This window comes from Mesorhizobium sp. M1403, from assembly GCF_040317695.1.
Taxonomy (GTDB): Bacteria; Pseudomonadota; Alphaproteobacteria; order Rhizobiales; family Rhizobiaceae; genus Mesorhizobium.
Genome location: NZ_JAMYKY010000072.1, coordinates 1 through 4,709 on the forward strand (window position 1 = coordinate 1; position 4,709 = coordinate 4,709).

Consider the following 4,709-nt stretch of genomic DNA (forward strand, 5'->3'; position numbering starts at 1 on the left):
GACCCTCCGATGGATGCTGAAGCTTGGTAACTCCAGTCTCCTCGGTGCGGTCCGAATGGACAACCCTCTGAAAGCTCACACTTAGGTGATCGGTCGATCGTGTATGCGGGCGCGCGTATAGGCCAGGATGGTTTCGGCTTTGCGATGAGTAGTTCAGGGCATGTAAAAATTCCGCAACTCGGCCGCGTCACGATCGGAAACGACGTCGAGATCGGAGCCAACAGCACGGTCGATCGCGGTAGCGCCGGCAATACTGTCATTGGAGACGGAACAAAGATCGATAATCTCGTCCAGATTGCGCACAATGTACGGATCGGGCGTCATTGCGTGATCACTGCCCAAGTCGGGATCGCGGGCTCGACCGTGCTGGAGGATTACGTTGCGGTGGGTGGCCATAGTGCGATTGCTGGCCATCTGCACATCGGCCAGGGCGCTCAACTTGCGGCGGCTTCGCGGTTCATGAGAGACGTACCGGCAGGCGAGCGCTGGGGCGGAATGCCCGCCAGACCTCTGCGAGAATGGTTCCGCGAACAGACGACCCTTAGGAAATTAGCGAAGCATCGCACTGGTGCTTGACTCTGTAGCTGTCCCATTCTCACCCGACTGTTCAAGGCTGTTTGAGCTCAGATAGAACCCAGTGTTCCGGGCGGTGCTGCCCGGGCGCGCGGTTCGATGTACGGTTCCATAAATGATGCTCTGCGACCTTGACGGTCGGCTTCGCGCCAAATGCGGATCCTCCCGGTCGCGATTCGGCTATGGTGTTCATGTCCTCTAATGCGCAAGGGCGGCACTGGCAGCTTTTTGAACCCGAAGCAGACCTTCAACAGGTCAGCTTTCGGGCCAACCGGCCAGAAATTCGTTGGCGGCTAGCTTGAACTCTGAGCGAATTCCTGGCCTTTCCTGAAACACGACGGAAACCACCTGCAGAGATAGGTCGTGAAAAGGCTGTAGAAACAGAGACCGGCTCGGCGACCAAGCCCGACTGTTCAGAGACCGCCCAGCCTAGCCTACGGATACGTCGAGCGAATTTCGAGCCACCCGGTGCGAGCCGTATTTGTTGTGACTGAGTGGTGATCCCGACAGGAATCGAACCTGTGACCTACAGATTAGGAATTTGTCAGATCGCCTTTCCTGGTGTTTCCCAATGCCGCTCGTTGTACGATTGCGCTGGTTCTAACATGTTAAAGTTGTTGCTGTTTTCGTACTGCGCGACTATCATGGGGTAGACAAACCAACAGATCGAGCCAGATCGAACACGACGCAATTGCCGTACTAATCCCGTACTAATTTCATGACAGACCTTCGCCTCTCCCTCACCGACCGCGCCATCGAACGTCTCCAGCCGGCGTCTTCGGGCCAATATTTTGCTCGTGACACCGATCTGCCGGGCTTCATGGTGCTTGTGGGCAAACGGCAAAAGACATTCGTTGTCCAGAGTGAGCGAAGGAAGGCGGGCAAGCGGCTTTCCGTCCGAATGAAGGTTGCTGAGGTTGGTGAACTCACGACGCGCGCGGCGCGGAAGAAGGCGAAGGATATTCTTGGCAAGATCGCCAACGGCGTTGACCCTCGCGCGTCGACACGCAAGCCGGACGGCAATGTTGCAGCGGTTGATTTGCCATCGATTGCGAACCCCACGCTGCGCATTGCCTGGGAACGCTATCGCGACGGGCATATGAAGAACAAAGGCCGAAGCGGTGGGACGATCAACAACTATCGTGATCACGTCGAGCGGCTGTTGGCTGATTGGCTTGACGAGCCGCTTTCCAAGCTCGGCAACGATCCTTCCATCGTGACCGTGCGGCATGAGAAACTCACCAAGGAGAACGGCGCCTATATCGCCAACGGGTGCATGCGAACGCTGCGCGCCGTCTACAATCATGCTCGCAGGGCCGCCCGCACGCTGCCAGCGGACAATCCGGTCTCAGCCATAGATTGGGATGCCGAACATCGGCGCAATACCGCGCTGGGGCTTTCGGACCTCGAGGACTGGTTCACCCAACTCACGGCATTGAAGAACCCAATTCGGCGGGAGTTGCATCTGTTCATGTTGCTCTCAGGCCATCGCCCTGAGGCGATCAGGAAGGCGAGGGTCGAGCATGTCGATTTTCGCGCACGTGTCCTGCACATACCCAGGCCGAAGGGCGGCGAGGTCAAGGCATTCGACATACCGCTTTCGCGAGCCATGATCCGCTGCCTGGTTCGAGTGATGCGCATTGGCCGGGCTCTCTATGGCGAACAATCGCGTGAATGGCTGTTCCCAGCCGAGAGCAAAAGCGGTCACATTATCGAGCATAAGGAAAAACGCAGCGATCTGTCGAAATGGGGGAATGACCTGCGGCAGACGTTCCGCACCATCGCCCAGGCCGCGGGCGTTGCGGAGCTGGACGTCCACCTTCTGATGAACCACTCGATCCCGGGTGTTAATGCAGGTTACATCACGCGCAACAAACTGCTGAGCGACCACCTGCGCCAGCAGCAGGAGGTCATCTCACGTCGGATGCTCGAAGCGGGGCAATCGCGACAGAAAGAAACGAAGCGCCGTAGATTCGCGTGGCCCGCATTTCCAAGCAGGCGCCTGCTTTCTGAACTGATGAGCGGGAAGGGTTAGGCGGCTTGCTGCCAATAATTCGCAAACGAGTTCGGGGGTTCGAGTCGGGAGAGGGATACCGTCAATACAGTGCGGCCACCGAATTCGTTTGCTGACGGGGCTTCTTAATCAGCGCAAATAAGTCCGACTCCGACCTCCGCAACCAGTTCCAGCATAAATCACTAATAGTCGCGATCTGATCAAAGCCCCGCCGGAAAAAACGGCAAGGCCTTTTCCACGGCAGGTTTGGCGAAGCGCGGAAGGGCACTCTGCCGCCCAGAGTAACCGGCCTGCACGGTGAAGACGAGAAGGACGCTCTTCCAAGCGCGGAGTTCGAATCCTCCCTCTCCGCCATAAGACATTGTTTTACATTGATAAAAATACAAGAATAGGTTGCGCGCCCGCCATAAAGCCCGCCTACCGAAAACGGCGTATTCGCGGCACGTCAGCTTACGACACAAATATGCGGGTTGATGCTTCAACCTGGTAGATGGCAGAGATCAACTTCGGCCTCGCTAAGCGAAGTCGTGGGATTCATGCGACAGCGGAATCAGGATACGCGACTAGCACCCCGTGCCGGGTCAACCTCGCCGTCGGGAAGTACCGACCGGTGCGGAACCAAGCGGATTCACGCTTGTCGGCAGCGGACGCCGGCGGTTGGCGGTCTGCACTCGAGCAGGCTCCCAATTAGCGAGACAAGCGTCCAGAGCGGAGGCCAATCTTGGCACGCGACTTCGCCAGCCTGAACGACCGCTCTCCTCGGCTTAGTCAAGCATACCTACGGAATGATGCGCCTGGCCGGTGACAAATGAATCTCTGCTGGACCGCCGATGATATGGGGAGGCGCTCGCAAATCGCGCCCTACGCGCGGGTTGATCGGTTGAACAACATCAAAGCTTGAATATGAGAAATGCGCTAACTGTGACGGCGGTGGTCACCGTGGCTCGAGTGTCAGCAGATGTGGTAAGGTTGAGTGTCGGCGAGTAGCAGAGGTCCAGCAACAATGACTTTGAGGCGAACCAGAGCTTACGGCGCATCCGGCTTGGCTCTAGCGGTTTGCACTGTGTTTGCTTGGCAGAACGCCACTGCTGCTCACAATTGCCACGCAGCCGCGACGCCTGGCGTTAATTGGCACGAGTGTGACAAGAAGCTTCTCATCCTAGAAGGACAGGACCTGAGCGGGGCGAACCTGTTCGGTGTTGATTTCACTTCGACCGACCTCAGGAACAGCAATCTCCTTGCGGCAAATCTTGAGAAGGCAACGCTTGTGCGTGCTTCCCTGGCCGACTCGACCGCCAAAGGCGCCCGGTTCGACAGAATCGAGGCCTACAGGACCGACTTCAGCCGTATGGACGCGCAGGGCGCTGTGTTTGCGAGCGCGGAAATGCAGCGGTCGAATTTCCAGGGCGCCAATCTGACCAATGTTGATTTCACAAAGGCAGAATTGGGGCGTGCGCAGTTCCATGACGCCGATATCAGCGGCAGCCGCTTCTCGTTTGCCAATCTCGCACGGGCGGACTTCCGAGGAGCGACGTTCACCGCGCCGATAGACTTTGACCGCGCCTTTTTCTTTCTGACCCGTATCGAGGGTGTCGATCTTTCCAATTCGGCGGGTCTGTCCCAGTGGCAGCTCAACATGGCTTGCGGAGACGCCCGGACCGAGTTGCCTTCTGGCTTGACGAGGCCTGAAGATTGGCCCTGTCAATTCCAGCAGGAATAGTTGTCGGCAAGCGAACTGCGGCAATGCTGCACCCGACAGGATTCGAACCTGTAACTTCTGCCTTCGGAGGGCGCAGATCGTCCGCCAAAGTGGCACGTTTCTGCGGTATTGCTATTGGCGAAATCGCGGCCGAAGGGTGTTTGTGCCCCTTCCGTTCACCGCTACCGGTTCAATCGAACCGGTAGCTCCTGTCCGAATAAGTGGCAGCAACTCTTGTATCGTCGAGAATGACTACCATCGTCGTGATTGTCATTCAGAAGCCTGGCACCAACGCGTCGATCATACTCTAGCTCGGTCCATCACGACCGACGGTTCATCGATCCCACCCCTCCCGGGGGGGGGGGGGGGGGGGGGGGGGCCGGCGGGGCCGCCCCCCCGCCACGCGCGACGCCCCAGCAAAAA

The 4,709-nt window shown here is 58.0% G+C and carries 2 protein-coding genes, 1 tRNA gene and 1 pseudogene; 3 read left to right on the plus strand and 1 reads right to left on the minus strand.

Annotated elements, in window-relative coordinates; all coding sequences use genetic code 11:
- Positions 1-81: 81 nt before the first annotated feature.
- Positions 82-576: pseudogene (locus tag NKH01_RS34855) on the plus strand (UDP-3-O-(3-hydroxymyristoyl)glucosamine N-acyltransferase); the annotation flags it as partial.
- A gap of 492 nt (positions 577-1,068) precedes the next feature.
- On the opposite strand, the gene NKH01_RS34860 reads toward NKH01_RS34855, so the two are convergent.
- Positions 1,069-1,133: transfer RNA gene (locus NKH01_RS34860), tRNA-Arg, on the minus strand.
- A gap of 158 nt (positions 1,134-1,291) precedes the next feature.
- Here NKH01_RS34860 and NKH01_RS34865 point away from each other — a divergent pair.
- Both NKH01_RS34865 and NKH01_RS34870 read left to right on the plus strand, forming a co-directional pair.
- Entirely contained in the window at positions 1,292-2,608 is a 1,317-nt protein-coding gene (locus tag NKH01_RS34865; RefSeq protein WP_353024712.1) for a tyrosine-type recombinase/integrase, read from the plus strand.
- 982 nt (positions 2,609-3,590) lie between these two features.
- A complete protein-coding gene (locus NKH01_RS34870) occupies positions 3,591-4,307 on the plus strand; it encodes a pentapeptide repeat-containing protein (RefSeq protein ID WP_352682262.1) in 717 nt (238 codons plus the stop codon).
- Positions 4,308-4,709: the final 402 nt, after the last annotated feature.